11 protein-coding genes are annotated in these 18,122 nt (G+C 44.3%); 2 read left to right on the top strand and 9 right to left on the bottom strand.

Translation table 11 applies throughout. The annotated features are described in order from the left end of the window. Positions 1 to 51: 51 nt before the first annotated feature. The 9 genes from FGL37_RS16845 to FGL37_RS16805 form a co-directional block, all read right to left on the bottom strand. Entirely contained in the window at positions 52 to 1,785 is a 1,734-nt protein-coding gene (locus FGL37_RS16845) for a thiamine pyrophosphate-dependent enzyme (protein ID WP_037532447.1), read from the bottom strand. A 258-nt stretch (positions 1,786 to 2,043) separates the two neighbouring features. Continuing rightward, the gene (locus FGL37_RS16840) at positions 2,044 to 3,825 is read right to left on the bottom strand and encodes a DUF4091 domain-containing protein (protein ID WP_051606582.1); all 1,782 of its coding nucleotides are present in this window, start codon (positions 3,823 to 3,825) and stop codon (positions 2,044 to 2,046) included. Between the two features lie 72 nt (positions 3,826 to 3,897). Continuing rightward, positions 3,898 to 4,680: a M90 family metallopeptidase gene (locus tag FGL37_RS16835; protein ID WP_037532585.1), complete on the bottom strand. Its 783-nt coding sequence runs from the start codon at positions 4,678 to 4,680 to the stop codon at positions 3,898 to 3,900. A gap of 2 nt (positions 4,681 to 4,682) precedes the next feature. Continuing rightward, entirely contained in the window at positions 4,683 to 5,444 is a 762-nt protein-coding gene (locus tag FGL37_RS16830; protein ID WP_028068867.1) for a hypothetical protein, read from the bottom strand. 57 nt (positions 5,445 to 5,501) lie between these two features. Beyond that, on the bottom strand, positions 5,502 to 6,785 hold the full coding sequence (locus FGL37_RS16825; RefSeq protein WP_028068868.1) for a glucose-1-phosphate adenylyltransferase: 1,284 nt from the start codon (positions 6,783 to 6,785) through the stop codon (positions 5,502 to 5,504). 6 nt (positions 6,786 to 6,791) lie between these two features. Further along, positions 6,792 to 8,204 (bottom strand): glycogen synthase, encoded by a 1,413-nt coding sequence (locus tag FGL37_RS16820; RefSeq protein WP_028068869.1) that lies wholly within the window; start codon positions 8,202 to 8,204, stop codon positions 6,792 to 6,794. A gap of 53 nt (positions 8,205 to 8,257) precedes the next feature. After that, positions 8,258 to 10,216 (bottom strand): 1,4-alpha-glucan branching protein GlgB, encoded by a 1,959-nt coding sequence (gene glgB, locus FGL37_RS16815; RefSeq protein WP_051606584.1) that lies wholly within the window; start codon positions 10,214 to 10,216, stop codon positions 8,258 to 8,260. Positions 10,217 to 10,218: 2 nt separating this feature from the next. Further along, positions 10,219 to 12,678: a glycoside hydrolase family 31 protein gene (locus FGL37_RS16810; protein WP_028068870.1), complete on the bottom strand. Its 2,460-nt coding sequence runs from the start codon at positions 12,676 to 12,678 to the stop codon at positions 10,219 to 10,221. A 137-nt stretch (positions 12,679 to 12,815) separates the two neighbouring features. Then, positions 12,816 to 13,289 carry a Dps family protein gene (locus FGL37_RS16805; RefSeq protein ID WP_028068871.1) on the bottom strand — a complete coding sequence of 158 codons (474 nt, stop codon included), beginning with the start codon at positions 13,287 to 13,289 and terminating at the stop codon, positions 12,816 to 12,818. A gap of 144 nt (positions 13,290 to 13,433) precedes the next feature. Between FGL37_RS16805 and FGL37_RS16800 the strand changes: the two genes are divergently transcribed. After that, complete coding sequence (locus FGL37_RS16800; protein WP_028068872.1) at positions 13,434 to 15,119, top strand: RluA family pseudouridine synthase; 1,686 nt, start codon at positions 13,434 to 13,436, stop codon at positions 15,117 to 15,119. 299 nt (positions 15,120 to 15,418) lie between these two features. Then, positions 15,419 to 18,016, top strand: a complete 2,598-nt coding sequence (locus tag FGL37_RS16795; protein WP_138096902.1) for a DUF5686 family protein — start codon at positions 15,419 to 15,421, stop codon at positions 18,014 to 18,016. Positions 18,017 to 18,122: the final 106 nt, after the last annotated feature.

Here is an 18,122-nt window from a genome sequence, read left to right as displayed (position 1 = left end):
GGCTTTTTGCATAGACCAGGCTCTTATCAAAATATGTAGCCTGATATAACTTTAAAGGGACCTCAAATGTTTGTAATTCGATTTGATCGTATCCCAGACTTCCTCAAAATTGCCGGACAACATTAATTTTGCCATACTTTCGGTCATTCCTTTCATTTGACTGAAAGAAATCTTTGGCGGCATGGCCAGCGCGTTTGGATTCGTATAAATATCAATCAAAACTGGCTCGTCAGCGATTGCCAGAGCCTCTGCCATCACCGTATCGGCTTCCTCCGGACGTGTCACGGTATACGCTTTGATTCCCATCGCCTGAGCGACCATGGCAAAATCGGGATTAATCATGTTGGTTTCCTGATCCTTCAAGCCAGCCACCTGCATTTCGAGCTTCACCATGCCGAGCGACCGATTGTTAAACACAATCAGCTTGATGGGTAGATTATATTGCTTGATTGTAGCGAGATCTCCCATTAGCATCGAAAGCCCTCCATCACCACAAAAAGCAATTACCTGTCTTTGGGGGTAGGTTAATGCCGCGCCGATCGCCATTGGCATCGCATTCGCCATAGAGCCATGATTAAATGATCCCAGCATCTTACGGTCCCTGCGCTGGTTGATATACCGTGCCCCCCAGACACAGCACATCCCTGTATCGACCAAAAAGATTGCATCATCGCTGGCTTTCTGGTCAATCAAATTTGCAACAAATTCGGGCTGTATAGCACACTCACTTCCCGAATCTTTGACATAAATCATCAGATCCTCTTTTACCTTTTCATAACTAGCCAGCTGTTTGTCGAGAAAACTGGAGTCGCTCCTCGCTTCTATAAATGGAAGTACGGCTTTGAGTGTCACGGCAACGTCCCCCACCAGTCCATAATCGACCATCGATCTCCGCCCCAATTTTTCTCCTTCGATATCGATCTGTACAATGGTTTTGTTGGTCGGTATAAAATCCTTATACGGAAAGTCTGTACCTAGTAAAAGAATAAGGTCTGACTGATGCATGCTCTGAAATGCCGAAGCTGTGCCTAGTAGGCCCGTCATACCGATCTCATTGGGATTGTCCCCCTGTATATCCAATTTAGCCTTAAACGAATAACCTACCGGCGCAAGGATCTTCTGAGATAGTTCTACCACTTCTCTCCGGGCATGCTTGGCACCTACTCCACAGAATAATGTGATTTTGTCAGCTTGGTTGATATACTGTGCCAACCGGCCAATCTCCATTTCAGAAGGCCTGATCTGGGGCTCGGTAAAAAATACTTTGGCGGCAGTGTTCATATCCACGGCCTCCATTTCAGAAACGTCGCCCGGCAGGCCAATTACTGCTACATCTCGTTTCGATATTGCCTGCTGCAAAGCATTCTGAACCATACGTTGCACCTGCTCAGGTCTTGTGATCATCTGGTTATAACAAGAACAGTCGTCAAACAACTTGACCGGATTGGTTTCCTGAAAATAGTCGGTACCAAACTCGTACGTCGCACAGGTTGAAGCGATTACCAGCAGGGGCACCCTGGTTTTGTGAGCTTCATATACACCGTTGATCAAATGTACATGTCCGGGACCACTGCTTCCTGCACAGCAGGCTATTCCGTGCAGATCTGCTTCAGCAGTAGCAGCAAATGCGCCCACTTCCTCGTGTCGGACATGTATCCATTGCATAGTTCCGTCTTGGTGGACGGCTTCATTAAAAAAATTTAAACTGTCTCCCGTTACTGCATAAATACGTTTGATCCCCGCATTCTTTAAAATATCGACAATCTGGTGCGCTACATTTTTCATATTAAATAGTATGATTAAAAGTTTGATACTGCAATAGTGTTGCTAAGTCTTCACAATCGCTGTCTTAATAAAAACAATATTGCTGGCCAATGGTTTTCATATACATAGTAAGGGAATGAAAAGCCGTATAAGCTGGATGTAAAGGGCGGATTGTAGCTGAGCTAATAGAGCAGTTCCGGAGCAGGAGTTCGTAAACAAAAACAGGCTACTCCTTTATATAAACGAAGCAACCTGTTGATTTAAAAAATTCTATTTTTTTCAATTGAGCTGACTTGAGAGCTCGTTCACAAACGCTTTGGCATCATTGAGATCTTGGTTCCATTCTGCATAACGCTTGGCCATATTCAGTTTCGCAATTTTTGCATTTAACTTGGTTAGATTAGCCCAGTCTTGCGATTTCTCCAACTTCGCTCTGAGGACACCCACCTTCGTGTAATCCTGAATACCTTCCAGCATGCGTTCGTAACGGATCGAACTGCGCCCTTGTGGATATACAATGTAGGTATCTCCGGCAGGCCATGTCCGGAATCTGGAATCACGTAGAGGGTCTTCTACCCAAGAATTAAAGGCCCAGCGTAGGGCGCCATCAAATCCCGCGGCCAGCGCATACCAAGCCATATAGGTGGATTCAGCAGGATCTGAAAAGGTGAACTGATTAGGGAATTCATCGGAACAACAGACGTAAAACGTGGTAATATAACCCTTCTTACGCCGTTGGACGAGGTCATTATGATCAAAAGGATCTCCGACCGCGACACTGATATCTGTACTCTTCTGATAGCGTTGATAGCTCTTATGGTTGTCGGCAAATGCAACGCCAAATTCAGGGGCTACGCGCTCAAGAAGCGCAATAGCAGGGTCCATTTCTTCCCGTCCTCGTTCGTCCATCGCAATATTCGTAATCTTGAGCCAGCCCTTTGCGCTGACATGCTTGCTAAAGTCCTTTAAAAAAGGTGTCCATAGCTCCTCAAAAACCGCAGTCCCCGGTTTGGCAATAACGTTGACAAACTCATTTTTGGCTTCATCAAAATAATGGACCTCATTGTTCCAGGGCAACAGCGAATAACAGTTGATTTGCTTATTGATACCCAGATCCATCATAAATTGCACCCATCGGTCAAATATGGCGTAATCATAAACCCATGTGCCAGCTTTGGTCTTCTTCCAGATAATCATATCGGCATAGGGGTCGTAAGTCTGTACATTCCATGCGTCTTTATTGAGCGTCGCCGTAATGACCTTCTGTCCGGCAGCAGCGAGTTGCTTCATCGTCGGCTTAAGGGCTTCGAAATGTTCATCGCTCCACACCTTGACATTGTTGACACGTGCCACAGCCGAAGGGTGCTGCCATTGGTCCAAATGGAATGTCCAATCAGAAGCTGGTGGCATAATATGGTTTTGAACATTGATAATCAAATCCAAATTGTGCACCACCTTACCTTTTTCTTTAACTGAAATCGTTGTTTTATATTCTCCAGCTGACGCCGATGCAGGTACCTTCACAGTGATCCAAACCGGACGAACTTTCTTCGCTTCGAGATCAAAACTTTTTAAGTCATCCAACATATCGGCCGAGAGCGAGGCTTTAAAATCCTCCGGCTTACGATGGCCACAGCCACTGGCAAATTCATCCGTCATCACATAACGTACAAAACGTGCCTGTACAGCGTCGGCGCTAATAGACTGCCCCTTTCCTGTCTTCAGTTCCCCATTGGAAACCGTTACACTGGGCGCAGCAGCAGCTGTCCATAAAAGTAACTGGGCTGAAACCTGCTCTCCTTTCCAGGCAAACAACGTCGCACTGCGCTGAATAGTGAGATCGGGGTTGACGGATTTTGGATAGCGCTTGTCGATAGATACAAACGAGGCGTGCAGCCCCGCCTTAACTGCTGACCAGTCAGAAAGGGTATCCTTCGTTGGATCAGCCAGCTCGGTAAAAGTAGTTCCCACAGCATAGCCTTGCTGGGCAATACCTCGATTATTGCCGCACAACATCAGGCATGCTACGGCAATAGCAGAATAAGTAGTAATTTTAGGCATAACAGTTTAATTAACAAAAAGTGGAAATAACTTCTGTCTGCCTAAAAATACTAATTTTTTGTTTATCCTAGACTAACTTTGTTCAAAAATTTCAGAAAGTGCGTGATAGAGTTCTGGATGATTTTTTTGGAACTTTGCTGGATTTTCAAAAAAATACTCCGATGCCACAGCAAAAAATTCGGCGGGACTGGTCATACCATACACGTCGATATCCGATTTATGTTGCCTAATTTTATCGATTTCCTGCCGTATCAGGTTCATAAACGGAACGACAGAAGTTTTATCCAGGAGCTGTTCAGGGATACCATCCACCGACCCGTCAGTTTTATCGATCAAGTGGACAAATTCATGTATCGCCGTGTTCTGGCCGTCAAGGGCATGTTTAAAGCCATATTCCAACGCGGATTTCGATAAGATCATCTGCCCGTTCATAGCTCCCTCACCTATCATGCCCATAATATTCCGATCTGTATGCCCTTCAAACTGATATTCGGCGTTGAAATGTGCTGGATAAACCATAATATTGGTTAAATTTGGATAGTGCCAGTTCTTAAACGCAAATATTGGAATAATAGCACTCGCAGCAATCATCATATAATCTTTTAGCTCCACTTCAAGACCCACACCTTCAATATGGACGCTATCCAAAAACTTAAGGCAACGCGATTCAAACTCCAGTTTATCCGCTTCGGAAAGATTTCGATAATAAGCGACTTCCTGTTGTAAAATCTCTTTTCCTTCATCGCTCAGTACACGCTTAATAGCTTTGCTATTTTTTGCAGTACGGTTTAACAAATAATATACAATATAAATTGCTGCCGGTATCAGCAGTACAATAAAAAGCTTGCCTAACATACTTATTTGATCTTCACCCAACGTGGGTCTCTGGCCTGCAAATTACGCAAAAAGCCTTTAAAATGAGCAGTACCAAATAAGATTAAAATCTTCTGCTGAGGTGCATCAGCAACAAGGGAAGCTAAATTTTCTTCTCTTTTCTGCATAATAAACTCTTTGTCGAACTTATTTTTCAGGGCTGCTTTTATGGGTTTGCACCCGTAAGGCGCATCCAATGGGGTTTCATAATCACACGGTTCCAGCTTAATCGTGCCATAGATGTATTCAAAATCGTCCAGCAGTTTGTTTTTAGGAATATCTGCATTGACAGCGGTCTCATAGTCCACAAGAAAAAACGAGTAATCAGGCTGGCTGATAATACGCTGGCCCAATTTTCGGTAAAGGGGCGCACGTAGCACACGTACGGTGTCTCCTGGCGTTTCGATACACTGCTGCAGGCCCAGGCGGTTTCCTGTCAGCTTGCGGAATTTACGATCATACACATCGCGCTGCACAGCACTATCCACTTGATAGGCTATACTTTCGTAAAAAACAACATATCCAGATTTCTGAAGTGAATCTACTGCCCGCTGTATCTGGTCGTAATAAACGCGCGTACCTAAATGTCGCATGGGAATATAGATCACGCTACGGTTTCCATTACGAAGTTCAAACTTCCGGGAGGCGTCCCGGAGCACCCCAGTGCTCTGTACCATTAACGAGGTATCACAGGCCGCACAGAAAATAAGGACAACAAAAAGGGAGATAATCTGTCTCAACTGCATTTTTTATTATAATAACATGCTATTTTAACAATATATTATCTCCCTTGTTTAATAAAATTATATCGTAGGCAGCCCGATTGTCGTTCCATTCGGAATCACCGCATTTTTCTTAATAACCACGATGCCGTCGTAAATCGTATAGGTCTGATGGTTGGCATTCATCAGATGTGGACCGCCATTAATACGTACATCGTTCCCAATACGGCAATTCTTGTCCAGGATTGCATTTTCGATGTAACAACGTTCACCGACACCGACGACCGGAATATTTTTCTTTTTCGCTTCTTCCATATCCGACAGGTCTTCATAATAATCAGATCCCATCATGTAAGTGCCCCGTACTACTGATCCAACCCCGATCCGCGAGCGTACGCCGATGACCGAACGGTCGACTTTGTCCGCCTGTATAATACAACCATCCGAAATAACAGAATTGATCAGCGTTGTCCCCGAAATTTTGGAGGGGGGCAGCATACGCGGGCGTGTAAAAATCGTGTTCTTGTCAAACAGGTTAAAAGCGGGAATATTGTCCGTCAGTCCAATATTTGCTTCGTAGAATGAACCTATAGTTCCGATATCTGTCCAATAACCTTCGTATTGATAGCTGAGCACCTTGACCTGCTCGATGGCATCCGGGATAATCTCCTTCCCGAAATCCATCCCGCTGTTTTCCTCAAGCAGCCGCTTCAGTACACCTTTGCTAAAAACATAAATCCCCATGGACGCTAGATATTCCCGTCCCTGACTCTTCAGATGCTCACTCACTTCCGAATTCCAGTCGACGAGCTGCTCGGTATTGGGTTTTTCGATAAACGAGGTAATATGATTACGCTCATCGGACTTCAAAATCCCGAACCCTGTTGCATCCCGGCCGTTTACGGGGATTGTGGCTATTGTGAGATCGCCCTTATTTTCCACATGAAAATCCACCAGTGCATCGAAATCCATCTGATATAACTGATCCCCAGACAGAATCAGCACATAATCATAGTCTATGCTCGCGAGTTTGCGAAACGACCGACGGACAGCATCCGCGGTTCCCTCAAACCATTTGTCACCATCATTCGTCTGTTCTGCTGCAAGAATATCCACAAACCCTTTGCTAAAAATACTGAAGTTGTAAGTATTCTTAATATGGGAATTCAGAGACGAAGAATTGAACTGTGTCAACACAAAGATCTTATTGAAACCTGAGTTGAGACAATTCGAAATCGGAATATCGACCAAACGATATTTTCCTGCAATAGGAACTGCGGGTTTGGACCGCTGGTCCGTCAAAGGGTACAGACGCGAACCCCTCCCGCCCCCCAGGACGATAGCTACTACATTGTGATGTGACATATCAAATTAAATTAATCGGTTATATAGCTCTATATACTTCGCTGCGGATTTATCCCAAGAAAAATCCAAGCTCATCATACGTTGCTGGTTACGCTTAAATTCATCTCTATTTTCGTAAAATTTAATACCCCTGGAGATAGCGCCAGTGATTTCATCGATGTCCAACGTTTCAAAGCCGACTCCATAGCCCCCATTTTCCAAATCAATGACTGTATCTTTGAGCCCTCCAACACGGTGGACAATCGGCAAAGTACCATACTTCATCGCGTATAGCTGATTGAGCCCGCAGGGCTCCACCCGCGACGGCATCAAAAGAAAATCCGCGCTGGCATAAAGCCAATGGGCAAGATTTTCATCATAACCGAAAAACACATCGACATTTTCCCGTTTTTCCTCGATGAGCGCTTTCACCCTTGATTGAATCGCAGGATCTCCGGCTCCCAATATAAATATACTTAATTTGCCGCAATATTTTTTAGTCAGGTCGAAAATTATTTCTGGTAATAAATCAGCCCCTTTTTCCGTTGCAAAACGGCCGATAAAAACCAGCAGCGGTAGTGCCGGATCAATTTTATAGTGCTTCGCCAGAGCCTCTTTATTCCGTAATTTGCCATCAAACGCCCGTTTTGCCTCATAGTTTTCCAACAGCGTATAGTCTTTAGCTGGATCCCAGATCTCCCAGTCAATCCCGTTGACAATACCCACAGATTTCTGACGTTCGTCATAAAACAGTTGTTGTAGGCCATTGGCTTCAACATACAGTTCTTGAAGATAGCCTTCTGACACCGTCGTGTAGGCATCACAGCACTTGATCAATGCCGCTAGCGGATTGATTACTCCGTCCCAGTCAAGCAGGCCCCATTTCCAGCTATCAAATGTGGGCAATAAAATCGCCTTGCTCCAATGCGTCCAGCCCTGATACTGACCGTTATGCACGGTAGCGACGGTCTGTACACTTCCCAGAAAACTATAATCGTTGCTGTACTTCATCAAAAACGGAATCAGCCCCACATGGTGATCGTGGCAATGCACAATATCCGGTATGATGTTTTTCTCTTTAAACCACTGTAATACGGCGTGCTGAAATGCAATAAACTGTTCCCCCTCGTCCGGATAACAATATACCTCGGATCGATCCAGTTTGCCCGGAATTTTGATCAAATACAGGTCAAAGCCCAGTATAGAGCTCTCCTCCTTATACACGGTATAGAACAAACATTCAGAGCCTTGATAAAAGGATCCCTCGTGCACAATGACAAAAGTATGGTCCCTGACAAATGGTCGATCATACCAGGGCATAACGACAGCTGCCTGCACCCCCAGTTTACATTGATATTTCGGCAACGCGCCCACCACATCAGCAAGCCCCCCAACCTTAGCTACAGGATAACATTCAACACTTAAATGAAATACGTTCATGCGATCAGATTTTTATACAATATTCATTAGCTATTTTAGATACGTGCGGTTTCCTACACCGGCATACGGCCTACAGCTTTGACAACAGTGGTCTCCTGTTTTTCTTTTTTGCGCCCGAGAATATACCCGCCTAGTGGGGGAAGCACCAATTGAACCGACTGTGCCTGATTCATCCAGTACAGATGCTCGCTTTGCAAATGCTGACCGATTACACCCGAGCCATAGTATCGTAGATCGTCCGAACTTAGTACGACCTCCCAGTCGCCGCCATAGGGCAGTCCGATACGAAAATTCTCCCGCAGCACCGGTGTCAGATTGATCACCACTACCGTATCATCCCATGCCTCGTAGCCCTTGCGCCAGTACACGAGCACCGAATTGTCCCGGTCACCGGAATCAATCCACTCAAAGCCCGAAGCATTAAAGGCGCGCTGGTATAGACTGGGCTGCTGTTGATACGTTTTATTTAAGTCTGCAACAAACCGCTTCATACCACGGTGTGGCAAATATTCCAATAGGTGCCAATCGAGCGATTGGTTAACATTCCATTCGGACGTCTGCCCAAATTCTCCGCCCATAAACAGCAGTTTCGCTCCAGAAAACGTATACATAAACAAATACAGCGCCCGCAGATTGGCAAACTTTTGCCACTCGTCTCCCGGCATTTTATAGAGCAGCGACTGTTTTCCGTAAACGACTTCATCGTGTGATAATGGCAGCATGAAGTTTTCATGGAAAGCATATACCGTAGCGAACGTAATGCGGTCATGGTGGTACTTCCTGTTAATCGGATCTTCTTTGAAATAATTCAGCGTGTCATGCATCCAGCCCATCATCCATTTCATCCCGAACCCAAGCCCACCGGCATAAGTCGGCCGGCTTACACCGGGCCATGAGGTAGACTCTTCGGCTATTGTCTGCACATCCGGAAAATAACCGTATACCGCCTCGTTCAGTTCTTTTAGAAAGTGTACCGCCTCCAGGTTTTCATTTCCGCCGAGTGCATTGGGAATCCACTCGCCTGCGTTCCGGCTATAATCTAGGTATAGCATCGACGCTACAGCATCGACTCTTATTCCATCGATATGAAAGCGATCCAGCCAATAAAAGGCGTTGCTGATCAAAAAGGAGCGCACTTCATTACGCCCATAATTAAAAATATACGATTGCCAATCCGGATGAAAGCCCTTCCGCGGGTCTTCGTGCTCATATAAGCTCGTACCGTCAAAACGGTGAAGTCCATGGGCATCGCCCGGAAAATGGGAAGGCACCCAGTCCAGTAAAACCCCTATCCCCGCCGCATGGAGTTCCTCAATAAGATACATCAAATCCTGCGCTGATCCATAACGCGAACTTGCCGCGAAATAACCTGTTATTTGATAACCCCAAGATGGATAGTAAGGATGCTCCATCAAAGGCATGAATTCGACATGGGTAAAGTTCATCTCCTTAACGTACCGTACAAGCCGTTCTGCAATATCGCGATATCCAAGCAATGCCTCAGGCCGCTCCGGGTCCCGGGCCCAGGACCCTAGATGAATCTCATATACCGACCAAGGTTGGTCCAGCCTGTTTCGGTTCCCTCGCTCTTTCATCCATTGATGGTCCGTCCACTCATACCAGGTTGAATGAACAATCGATGCTGTACGCGGTGCTACCTCCCATCGAAACCCAAAAGGATCTCCCTTCTCCAGTAGCTCTCCAGAACTGGCCTGAATACAATATTTATACGTTTCGCCGTTGGCTAAACCGGGAATAAATCCTTCCCAGATACCGCTGGTATCCCAGCGGACGTAGAGCGCGTGACTTTCCTTATCCCAAAAATTAAAATTTCCCGTTACCGATACGGATTTTGCATTTGGCGCCCAAACCGCAAAATATACACCTGTTTCGCCGTCAACTACCAGTTCATGCGAACCAAATTTCTCATACAATCTGAAATGCTTGCCCGCCTGAAATAGCGCGACATCAAATTCAGAAAAAAGACTATGCGGTATTACTTGTCTCGCCATAATCAGCCCTCAATCAATATGTTATCAAATTCCCGTGCGACATTAATCCAATATCGCCCCTGTTCGTCCTGTTGTATCTTTGTATCCATACCGTCTGTTTTGACTTTCTGGATAGCAAAAGGAAGGCCAATTAACTGTATTTTATATTCTTCATAGCGCTCTGTATACAGTCCGTCTGTCGTCTGTTTGATCGAGAGAGAATTCTGGGTACCGGATACGGTAAAACATTTCTCCAGGTAAATATCCTGTTCATAAGCGAACGTATCCCCATGATCCGAATACAGATACGAACGCTGTACAGCTTCAGAAAAATAAACATTCAGCTGTAGTTCTTCAACCTTCTTTTCGCCTGTATATTGCATCACTGGATATTCCGGAATTACCGATCCTGCCCGGACAAAAACAGGCATTTCATCCAGCGGAGTGGGCACAGAATGCTCTTTTCCACCGCTATAGCGTTGATTATTGAAATAATAATACCAGTCGCCACCAGGTAAGTATACTATTTTGCTTTTCTGCCCTGGCTGCAAAACAGGTGAAACCAGTATTTTGTCCCCGAAACAAAACTCCTCTTCACGTTGCCAATTGGTAGGAATATGCTGCTCTACCATTGAAACTGGCCGTAAAATCGGGTATCCATACCGGGTCTGTTCCCAAAAACAAGTATAGATATAAGGCAAAAGCTTGTAACGCAGTTCGATGAATTTTTTATTTATTTTTTCCCAATCTTCTCCAAAACTCCAAGGTTCACGATCACGGGTGTCACCGGCTGAATGCACGCGCATAAATGGGGAAAAAACACCAAATTGCATCCAGCGGGTAAACAGCTCCCCATCAGGCTCACCCGTAAAACCGCCGATATCCGTACCACAAAAGGATAGACCCGACGTTGATAGACGCTGCAGTTGAAGCGTGCCTAATTTAAGGTGTTCCCAGCTGGCCAGATTATCTCCGGTCCAGACCGACGAATAGCGTTGCGTACCCGCATAAGCCGCTCTGGTAATGGTAAATGGACGTTTGTTTTTATACAATTTCTTTAACCCGTCATAGGTCGCCCGAACCATCTGCATTCCATAGATGTTATGGGCCTTGCGATGCGAACCACGATGTCCGTCATATTGATGCCGCACATCGTCCGGAAATGTACCCCGTCCGAACACTGCCGGTTCGTTCATGTCGTTCCAGAAACCGGCTACACCGTCTTCCACCAGCCCTTGATAAAGGGTACCCCACCATTGTCGGACCTCAGGATTTGTAAAATCCGGAAACTGACAGCGTCCGGGCCAAACGTATCCTTCCATAAAGTAATCGTCGCCCCGGCGGCAAAAATACCGGTTTTCCTTTCCTTCCCTAAAAACCCAGTAATTTTCGTCAACCTTAATCCCCGGATCAATCATTACTACGGTTTTAAAACCTTCATTTGTCAGGTCTGCGATCATATTTTTAGGATTTGGGAAATACTGTTTATTCCAGGTAAAACAACGATATCCATCCATGTAATCGATATCCAGATAAATGGCGTCACAGGGAATCTGGCGCTTTCTGAATTCTTCTGCCACCTTCCGTACATTTGCTTCAGGATAATAGCTCCAGCGACATTGATGATAACCTATTGCCCATAAAGGCGGTAGATAATGCGTTCCTGTTAGTGTGTGATAACGACGTACAACATCAATGATATGCGGGCCATGGATATAGTAATACTGCAGTTCGCCCCCTTCCGACCAGAAACTGGTCTTTCCGGAATCCTCAGCTGCGAAATCAAAATATGTTTTAAAAGTATTATCAAAGAAAATACCGTAGGCCTGACCATCTTTCAGCCCAATATAAAACGGTATTGTTTTGTATAATGGATCCTGATCGTACGCATACGCATAAGTATCAGAATTCCAATTTTTTAACCTTTTACATCTCAAGTTTAGATTCGTCGCTTTATCGCCAAGCCCATAGAAAACTTCGTTTTCAAAAGCCACTTTTGTACAATACACGTAATAGCCGCCAAAATCCGGATTTTCTTCCCAGTGCATCGGGGCAAGATCAGCATTAAATAGATTTCCAGATCGGTCAGAAAACGAAACTAAAAAATCGTTCTTGTTGATGCGGCAGCTGATGGTATTGGTATGGACCGCATAATGATCCAATTCTTCCTTACATTGGTGAATGCTCACGCGGTGATCTTTTTTTGCCAGTGCATAAGAAAAATCTTCCAGAAATGTGCCCTGAGGAGCCAGTCGGACACGGACGATTTCGTCTGTGACAACTTTAATTTCGACTTTGGCTTTACCGTCCGAAAAGTAATATGACTTGTCGCTCTGGCTATGGGAAATAACGGTCTCGAGATACTTTTTCTCGATTTTGGGCAGATCCAAAACTGGATTATTAACGTGATGCATACTTTCCAGGGTATCATCACTGGCTCCCTCGTTTAGTGTGGTCTGATTTAGGTTGTCGTCTTCAAGCATAGTAATAGTGTTAAAGTTTCTGAAGGCTTAATTCCTCTTTAAGATATAAAAATTATCCTGCGCCAGCAACAAAAGCAAAAAAAAATCCCACCTGCTCTTCGCAGTGGGATTGATATCATTTGTGGGAATTGGCGCGTCTATTTAATAAAATGCGCGCGGAGCATCCAGGCCATCTTTTCGTGCTTTTCCAGCAAACCTACCAAAAAGTCCTCTGTGCCGTTATCTGCGGTTTCTTCCACTACCGAAATATCGGCACGCAGAGCCATGGCGATAGCTTCATGATCGGCCAGCAGCTCCTTATAATAAGACTGGCTGTCTGTTTTTTCTGAAGTGGATTCTGTCAGACGGGTTAGCTTCAAATATTTATCAAACGTGCCTACTGCGTAATGACCCAGCGTGCGCACACGCTCTGCAATTTCATCAATCACTTCAGCAAGCTCATCGTACTGCGATTCCAAAAATAAATGAGCGGCATGAAAATCAGCGCCTTCAACATTCCAATGTGCATTACGTGTTTTCATATAAAGAATATGTTCGTCTGCCAATAGCACATTGAGCAATTTCGCAACTTTTTTTAAGTCTGCATCTTTAATTCCGATTGAAGTTTTCATATGTGTTTGATTTGTTAACTGTATATATTAATTGCTTAATTAAATTTATCAAAAAAAACAGTAAAATCAAAAAAAAGGCCACCCAATATATCATTTCAATGGCATAATAAACGTATTTTTGCGCTGCAACAGCAACGGACATCATTGGAAACTTCACACAACAGCTATTTTCATCAGTTCAGGACAGACATTTCAGAAATCAGTCTTCCTGACCGCTTTACCTTCCCATTCTGCTATGAAGCCCATCCCATCGCTGCAGCTGCAGCAGTCGAGCTGCAGTATTATCTCGCCACACAAAAGGAATGGTCGCACAACTTTGGCTTAGACAAAAATAGTCAAGGTGGTGGCATCGGAAAGATGTTTGGTGTACTGGTCGTCCAAAATGAACAGCAACAGCTTGGTTTTCTGGCAGCAGTCTCAGGAAAACTAGCGGGAACGAATAAACACAGCTATTTTGTACCGCCAATATTCGACATGCTCGAGAAGGATAGCTTCTTTTTGAATGAAGAGGTACATCTCAACGCACTCAACAGAACAATAGAGTCGCTCGAAGGCAGCGAAGAACTGGAGCTCACCAAAAAAAATCTAGAAAAGTTAAGCGCACAGTGGAATCAGGAGCTTGAAATTCTAAAAAGTAAATTAAGAAACCAGAAAAAAGCACGTAAGGAAAAGCGGACGGCACTCCGCCCCCAGATGACCGATGAAGCATATGAACTACTAATGGAAGATATGCGGAGCCAGAGTCTGGCTGACAAGCAAGCATTACAACGCTTCCAGTATGATATGCATCAGGCCTTAGCGCCCGAATCCGTAAAACTCGAGCAGTTGCTCACTACAATTTCAGACCTTAAAGAACAACGCAGAACCAGATCCGGAAATCTGCAGAAACGGCTTTTTGAACAATACAATTTCCTCAATGCAAAGGGAGAGCAACAGAATGTCGTGACCATATTCCAAGACTTTGATCAGAGTACACCGCCTGCAGGATCAGGGGAATGCGCTGCTCCTAAATTACTCCAATATGCCTATAGTCATCGCCTTACTCCTATTGCAATGGCTGAGTTCTGGTGGGGTTGTTCGCCGTCTTCCGAAATAAGGCGGCACAAGAACTTTTATCCAGCCTGCCGCAAAAAGTGTGAACCTATTTTAGGTTTTATGCTTCAGGGCCTAAAAGTGGACGAAAACCCCATGTTACAGGAAAATACGCTGCAGGTACAATTACCGCAAATCTATGAGGACGAAGACATCATCGTATTTAATAAACCTGCGGAATTCCTTTCAGTACCCGGTATCCATATCAAGGACTCGGTGTATAGCCGTGTTCTTAAACGTTTTCCGGATGCCGGACCGGTCATCATCCACCGTCTCGACATGGCGACTTCAGGACTGCTGGTTGTTGCCAAAAACAAGGATGCTCACCAATTTATTCAAGAGCAATTTATACAACACACGATCCGCAAAGAATATATTGCTTTGTTGGATGGTATCGTGACACAAGAGTCTGGATGGATAGACCTGCCATTACGGGTAGATCTTGACGACAGGCCAAGGCAGATGGTTTGTTATTCCTATGGCAAGCCGGCGCAGACCAAATGGCAAAAAATCGCTGTTGAAGGCAACAAAACACGGGTCCGCTTTTATCCCTTGACCGGCAGGACCCACCAGCTCCGCATGCATGCAGCACATCCAAAAGGACTCAACACGCCTATTGTAGGTGACGATCTGTATGGAACAAAAGCCAGTAGATTACATCTTCATGCGGCTGTCATTACCTTCGTGCACCCCCGTTCCAAACAGAAAATGACCTTTGAAATCCCGCCGGATTTTTAAGCCTATTGACCATAACGTTACAAAAGTCAGCAAATCAGGGAAAGGAAAATCATCGCCAAGTCAAAATCTGCTTCTGAAATTATTGACCTAAATCAATATTTCTCTCCAACAGACTGCATTGCAACAGTTTATACGTAATATTCAGCATTTTACCCCGCTTATTACATTACAATAAAATTTTAAATATTCTTAATTTTTTATTTCCTTTGTTCACTGATTTTTTGATTTTAAGACTTTAAAAGTCAGAAATAAAGTCAAGCAGCAAAACAATTTTGAATATTCAAGATTATAGCAATATAATGGAAGCTACAATAAAAGCAAATACCTTTATCACTAAACTCTTTCTTTCGATCACATTCCTGCTGTCCGTAACAATAGCCTTTGCACAGACAAAGACGGTCACAGGTACTGTACGGGACGCAAAGACGAAAGCACCTATCGCCTATGCGACTGTCGCCGTGGTCGGTGCACCAGCTGCCGCAGGAACATCGACATCGACCAATGCCAATGGAGAGTTTAAATTGGTATTTCCGACCTCCTATGTCAAAATTCGAGCAAGTTACGTTGGTTACGATAATAAAGACGCATTTGTCACGAATGATGCTGTACAGACGAAAGATATCTTGATGGACGCGCAGGACAACATGCTGGAAGAGGTCGTCGTCAAGGCCAAAAAGAAAAAATACAGCAACAAGGACAATCCTGCAGTGGCTCTGATCCGCAAGGTCATCGAACATAAAGACAAAAACCGACTTTCGGGACAAGAATATGCAGAATTTGACCAGTACGAAAAAATGTCTCTGGGATTGAGCAATCTGTCCGAAAAATTTGTCAACAAAAAGATCTTTAAAAACTACCAGTTTCTGTTTGAAACGGATGATTCAGCCAAAACGGCGAACAAATATGTATTGCCAGCTTTTATTGAGGAGAAATTATCCAAAGTCTATTACCGTAAAGACCCGAGCAAAACCAAGCAATATATATTGGGCAGTCAGCGTGCACAGTTTGATCCCAAGTTTATTGATAACGACGGACTATCAGCTTATTTCAACAAGCTCTATGAGCAAGTGGATATCTACGACAACAACATTTCCTTGGTTACCAACCAGTTTTTGAGTCCGATTGCCAATTCGTCGCCCACGTTCTATAAGTTTTTCATTACAGATACCATCAAAACCTCGCAGCCCTGGCTTGTCGAGCTGAGTTTTGTGCCCCGCAACAAAGCGGATATGCTATTTAAGGGCCAACTTTATATCACGCTGGACGGAAATTACGCCGTGCAGGGTGCCAACATGACCGTTGCCGATGACATCAATCTGAACTTTGTACGCGACCTGCAGGTACAACTCAAATTCGAAAAAGACAGCAAGAGCAGATTTTATCTAAAAACGAGTACCTTGGGTATAGACTTCTCTCTGACTGAAAAAGGAATGGGTATCAGGGGGAGCCGAACAGTAGATTATAATAATTATAAGGTCGGAGTCCAACGTCCCGATAGCATTTATGATGGACCTTCCACTGTAATTGCTTATAATGTAGAAAATAAGAAAGCGACTAAATCCTTATTCGAAACACAGCGTCCGTTGGCTCTGGCGCAAAACGAACTAAATATTTACCACAATATCGATACACTCCAAAAAATACCTTCCTTCCGGACTTTTATGGATATAGCAGCCCTGGTTCTTTCGGGGTACAAACAAGCCGGACCAGTGGAAATCGGGCCCGTAAACACCTTCTATAGCTTTAACCCCGTCGAAGGGTTCCGACTACGTTTTGGTGGCCGCTCGACAGAATCTTTAAGTAAACGCTTTTATGCCGAAACCTATGCAGCTTACGGTTTCAAAGACCAAAAATGGAAGTATTTCTTCAGCGGTACCTATGCGTTCAACAACAAATCTGTGTACTCCTTCCCAATGCACTATATCCGCGCATCTTATAAAAAGGATACCAAGATCCCCGGACAAAAGCTTGAATTTATTCAGGAAGACAACTTTCTTTTATCATTCAAACGCGGCGATAATGACCGCTACATTTACGAGACGAATTACGGTCTGGAGTATAAAAAGGAATTTTTGAATCACCTGACTATCGGTGCAGGCTTTAATATCAATAAACAGACGCCGGCCGGAAGCCTAACATATCAGATGCTTGATGAAAATGGTCAGAATAAAATATTCAACGAATTAAACACCACTGAATTATCGGTAAACTTTAGATATGCGCCACATGAAGAATTCTATCAGGGCAAAATCTATCGGACGCCGATTTTCAACCAATATCCGATATTTACGTTTAATTATACCGCTGGAATAAAAGGTCTGGCAAACGGTGAGTATAACTACCACAGTTTTAACGTTGGTGCCTTCAAGCGCTTTTATCTAAGTCAATTTGGGTTCGCCGATGTGACAGCAGAGGGTAATTACATTGCGGGGAAAGAAATTCCATTTCCTTTCTTGACGATACACCGCGCCAACCAGACTTATGCCTACCAGCTAAACTCGTATAACTTGATGAACTTCCTTGAGTTTGTGAGCGACCACAATGCCTCATTGAATGTGCAGTACTATATGAATGGCTTTTTGCTAAACAAAATCCCGTTGATCAAAAAACTCAAATTACGTGAGGTATTTAGTTTCAAGGGCGTTTACGGTGGCCTGCGTAGGGAAAATGATCCGGACGATCCTAACTACGGCTCCAAAGTATTTACTTGGCAGCGTAATGCCGAAGGCATTCAAAGTTCGTATACTTTCGGTTCCGAGCCTTACATGGAAGCCAGTGTAGGTTTAGCCAACATCTTTAAAATCCTACGCGTAGATTATGTAAAACGGCTTAATTACCTTAACCATGTAGATGCTCCAGCTTGGGGGATCCGTGCACGCGTGAGGTTTGACTTCTAGTAGTTTCCACTATTTATATTATAATTATCGAGGCCGTGTCATGAATATTGACACGGCCTTCTTCTATTCGTATACAGCGTCTTGTGAAAACCGGATCAGAAAGTCC

Source organism: Sphingobacterium thalpophilum (genome assembly GCF_901482695.1).
GTDB classification, from domain to species: Bacteria; Bacteroidota; Bacteroidia; order Sphingobacteriales; family Sphingobacteriaceae; genus Sphingobacterium; species Sphingobacterium thalpophilum.
Note: the sequence above shows the minus strand (reverse complement) of the source record. Positions and strands in the feature narration are given on the sequence as shown.